The organism is Chamaesiphon sp. VAR_69_metabat_338, from assembly GCF_031423935.1.
In the GTDB taxonomy this organism is placed as follows: domain Bacteria; phylum Cyanobacteriota; class Cyanobacteriia; order Cyanobacteriales; family Chamaesiphonaceae; genus Chamaesiphon.
This window is the reverse complement of the sequence record NZ_JANPGM010000364.1, coordinates 1-4,467: the sequence shown is the minus strand read 5'-3', so window position 1 is coordinate 4,467 and position 4,467 is coordinate 1. Positions and strand designations below refer to the sequence as shown.

At 50.3% G+C, this 4,467-nt stretch carries 2 protein-coding genes; both read right to left on the bottom strand.

Annotated elements, in window-relative coordinates:
- Positions 1-57: 57 nt before the first annotated feature.
- On the bottom strand, positions 58-2,295 hold the full coding sequence (locus RMO84_RS10310; protein WP_310488377.1) for a serine/threonine phosphatase: 2,238 nt from the start codon (positions 2,293-2,295) through the stop codon (positions 58-60).
- 460 nt (positions 2,296-2,755) lie between these two features.
- On the bottom strand, positions 2,756-4,467 hold a 1,712-nt coding region (locus RMO84_RS10305; RefSeq protein ID WP_310488376.1), incomplete at its 5' end, for a DUF6930 domain-containing protein.

The following is a 4,467-nucleotide window of genomic DNA, read 5'->3' as shown; positions in this document are numbered from 1 at the left end:
TGTTCTTCAAGGAGAGGTAATTAATAATTAATAATTAATAATTATTAATTATTGACCTTACCCCAACTTCGCCCGGACTACCAGAGCGGTAATATTATCATGACCGTTATATTCGTTAGCAAAATCGATCAGTCGATCGACGCCATCCTGAAGATTGGTCTTACTCGATAGTTGCGGTGCCACATTCGTCTGCCAGTAGCTCTCGAGCAGTTGATTATCAGTCAAACCATCTGACGCTAGCACGATCAGGGTATCTTCTTGCAGTTCAAAAAAGCGAATATCGGGGGCGATATAATTGCGATCTCTAGGGCCGATCGCTTGAGTCAACTGATAAGAATCGGGGCGACCGTATGCAATATCGGGATCGACACCGCGTAAAATCTGCTGCTGTCCGACCTCATGATCGAGAGTGAGCTGGATCAATCCTTGAGTTGGGGTAATCCCATAACAGCGGGAGTCACCGACGTGCGCGACGGCAATATTTTGATCTTGAATCAGTACTAGGACGAGCGTAGTCCCCATTCTGCCGCTACCGTGCGCCGACTTTTTCTGATTGACTTCAAAGACCGCTTCATTGGCGGCAATAATCCCTTCGCGGATCGTTTGCTCGTCGGGCAAAGTATCATCCCAACGCGTCGAAAAATAGTCGCGCAACAGATCTACCGTCATCGCGCTGGCAATCTCGCCCCCATCGTGTCCGCCCATCCCATCGCAGAGCACATACAAACCGCGCGCGCTGATACTCTTACCTTTAGGATGATGTTTGCGCTCGACCCTAGTGACAACGCCAAAGCAATCTTCGTTATGGTCGCGTTTCCTACCGGTGTGGGTAGCAGCGGCATCTTCCAAATCGATTAATTTCCGCTCTAGGGCGATCGTCGGTGCGTCGTGAGGAGTGCTCAGATCGGCGGAGGATGGGGATTGGAGCGGCGCACTTAGTTGCTTGGGTTCGAGTTCGTAAGCAATCTGCTGTAGTCGCGATCGCACTTCTTCGACGCGTTCTACTTCCCCACCGTGAATGGCTTGAATTAAGTTAGTTAATAATGGTAAAGGTTGCCCCTCGACTGAGAGTTTTCCACCAGGACGCTGAAATAAATTTTTCCACATCTGCGCTAAATCGGCCAGTTGAAGTTGACGATCGACTGGCTCTGGATACAACCGCTGAAAGCAGATTCTAGCATCTTCATCGAGGAGGAGATTATCAATTTCCAATAAGCTTTGACGCATTTGCCATGGTTCGAGAGCTACCCATAGCTTAAGCGTATAGTCTAGCCAGTAAATTATTTGTGAGGACGGAATTTGGGGATCGTTCCAACTCTCGGCCAGCCGCGACCACGCACTGCGATCTTCAACGACTGTCACTGTTTTACCATCATTACTCCAACTATCGCGGATCGCGGGAATCGTTCCTGGTAGGCTAACTTGGAGGGCGATATATGCTTGAGCTACTTTGGGAATCCCGTGACTATTCCAAAACTGCCATTGGCGATATGCGGGGGAAGTAGTTGCCACCCCAGTCGCCAAATCACCAGTGGCGTCAGATCGATCGGGGCGAGCAGCAGTATCTATGGTGACGGGTTCTTGCTCCATCAATGTCTCCAGGAGGGAATTACAGAAAGGTTGACGATCGATGACCCGAAATTGGCTGGAGTCAGTTGGTGTTAGCAGTTGGATGACTACGGGATCGAGCAATCGATAATTACATTGCGGATCGAGATAGGTCGTGGGCACCAATGACTCACTATTTGGGGAAGTAGTCACATTCGGAATAATAATATCATTCGCTGTCGGCGACGATCCAGATAATCTGTTCGCACCGGCTGGCTGGAGATCTGGTTGAGAGACATCCCACGGACTAGACTCTAGATTGTCGTCGCAGATCGGTGTCGATGGCCAATCGACACCGACATCGATCGCCACTGGCGTTAAGACCGCCACCGGCGAACGATCCCACGGACTCAACTCGCTACTGTCTGGGGGAAGTTCTCCCAAACCTGGTGTGCTTGCCAGTGCCGGTACGAGCGATTTATCCCACAGTTTGCGCTCCCGTTCCGCCGTCCCAATTGCCAGCTCTAACTTACTTTGGAGCTGCGGCTCGATCTCACCGATTGTCGGTTCGATAATTGCCCACCAGTAAGTACCACTGACTGTTTGGCAATGGTTACAATTTTCGGCATCAACTGCTACCTGATTGCCACAACTAGGACAAAGATAGTGCTTGAGCGATCGACCGCAACCTTGACAAAAATTGTGGTTTGAGGGGTTCGTTAAGTGACAAGAGGGGCAGATCGGCATAGAAGTAGATGACAACGACACGCTTCGGGAGTGTAATACAGCAGCCTCATCAGTGCGAGTAGCGAGAAAGAGGTGCAAAAGAGCGACAGTTTTTCAAGGGTTGGAGCCAAGCTACTTCATTACATAGAAGCTCGCCCAGTCTCACTATTCCAAAACCTACCATCGGCTCGGCCAAGCCGAACTTTTGTAAGCTTAACTTTAGTTGGTAATGTATCTGTGGGGATTGCGGTAATGCTAAAAAAATAACTGCTTTATTATCTATACTTCCCACCCGATCGACTCAAATTTACATTTACCAGCTCTTGACGATGATATCGATCGTTATCATACATCCACCTTAACTACAAAATCCAAACGTTTGAGATCGGGCACTTCAAATCGCGCGATCGGTCTCGATCGCTACCGGAAATCGATCGCCTCGATCGGTGCAGCCAACGAATCGATCGGCAGTCGATCGGCTCTACTTAAAACGATGCATTAATTGTAACGTTCCTAGTCCCAGATCGTCATTCGACAGCGATCTGGTCTCCAAAAAAGCCACCGTGTCCCGGATGCCAGGATTGCCCCGCGCCTTACCTGTCAAGCCTTGAGCGACGAGTAAGCCACAATAGCCTTCAGTCTTTGTACTGCGTTGCTGCCATTTGTTGCGAGCTTCGATATTATTGGCGGTTTCATTATAAAATTCGCCAAATAACTGCATCTCGCCATCGGTCAATTGAAGGATGCCCAGATCGAACCGATCTCCGGCGATCGGATCTTCCCCTGGATTGAAGCAGATCCCCTGTAGTCCGCCAGCACTCTGAATCCGCTCGATGATTTCCCGAGCTTTGGGACGAGTTGTCTGAATCATGACGATCGGCAAACCATCTCCCAATGCCTGCACCTCACTATTTTGATGGTAAGTAACCGATCGCCGAATTGTCTCGACTCGATCCCACGGCATCAACCCCAAGCTGACAAACGAGTCATTGGGAATCAAATCCTCCCGAATTTGCAGCTCTAAGGGATCGAAATCATCATCTAAATCCATCGCCAAATGCATCTGCAACAACTCTTGCGATAGTTGTGGCATCGTCTCGACCCGTACCTGCGCAGTCCGCGCGATCGACCTAGCTTGAGTGGCAATACTCGGGACGGCAACCACTGTCGGATCGGGAATATTGACGCTAACAGTTCGATCGAGACTGGGGAGATCGTCAGCTTGTAATTGCGGTCTAAAAGCGGCGATAAACTCTTTGAGGGCGACCAAGGCCACATAAGTCGCGATCGCTTCTTCCTCATACAAGAAGGGGCGCAAACCCTCCATCGGATGAATGTTGCCAAAGTTCGGCTCGATCTGGGCAGCAGTCAGATCGCCCAGATCGACGGCCAGATCGGGCACGATCGGGTCGAACGTTACAAAAATACAATCTTGAGCCAAGAATGCTGACTCCATGTTCATCGACTCATTATTTTCACTCAATGCAAACGCCCGAAATCGCTGGAGAGATTCGACGGAGCGATAGAGCAAGATGCCATATTCCATCCCCAACATCCCCATCACTGAGACATAAAATTTGTCAACGTCCCACTGATTTAGCTCGATCGAGATCGCTTCATAGTCGGCCAGCAGCAGCCAGGGTGTTAGCTCCCAAAGTTCTCTGGCGGTGTGCTTGAGCAGATCCAGATATTTTCGCGGTAGCTTGGGAGTGCGGTTCCCCGCCATGCTCATAAACCGATTGAATAGCTCATCGACAATCGGTAGTTCGGTAACGTAATCGACGATGATTTCCAAGTCCTGCAAAACGCCACGCAGGTAAAATTGTAATTGGCGATCGCGGACGATAATTTTTCGCGGACGAGCGGGTTGAGACGGTGCTTGTGGCGATTCCATTGCCTCGATCAGTGCCCGCACCACGGCTTCGGCACCCATCGTCGCCGTGACAACTTGCATCGATCTGACGACACAATCGACACCATCTACCCACACGATCAATTCGCGACGCTCGTTGTCTTCTAGCTCCGCAGTTGCTGCCAGCTCCGCTACATATCGTCGCTCTCCCTCCCAAACGCTGGGAAGTTGGGGGAGTTGCTGGAGCCGTCGTTGAGTGGAAGGACTGATTGCCGTCATAATCAAATTGCACCTAAGAATCGTCATGCGTAAGCGAGAAATTGGCGGAGCTACGAGAGCCG

Excerpts from the sequence above, each read along its gene's own strand:
- RMO84_RS10310 (WP_310488377.1), bottom strand. The coding sequence starts at position 2,295 with ATGCCGATCTGCCCCTCTTGTCACTTAACGAACCCCTCAAACCACAAT.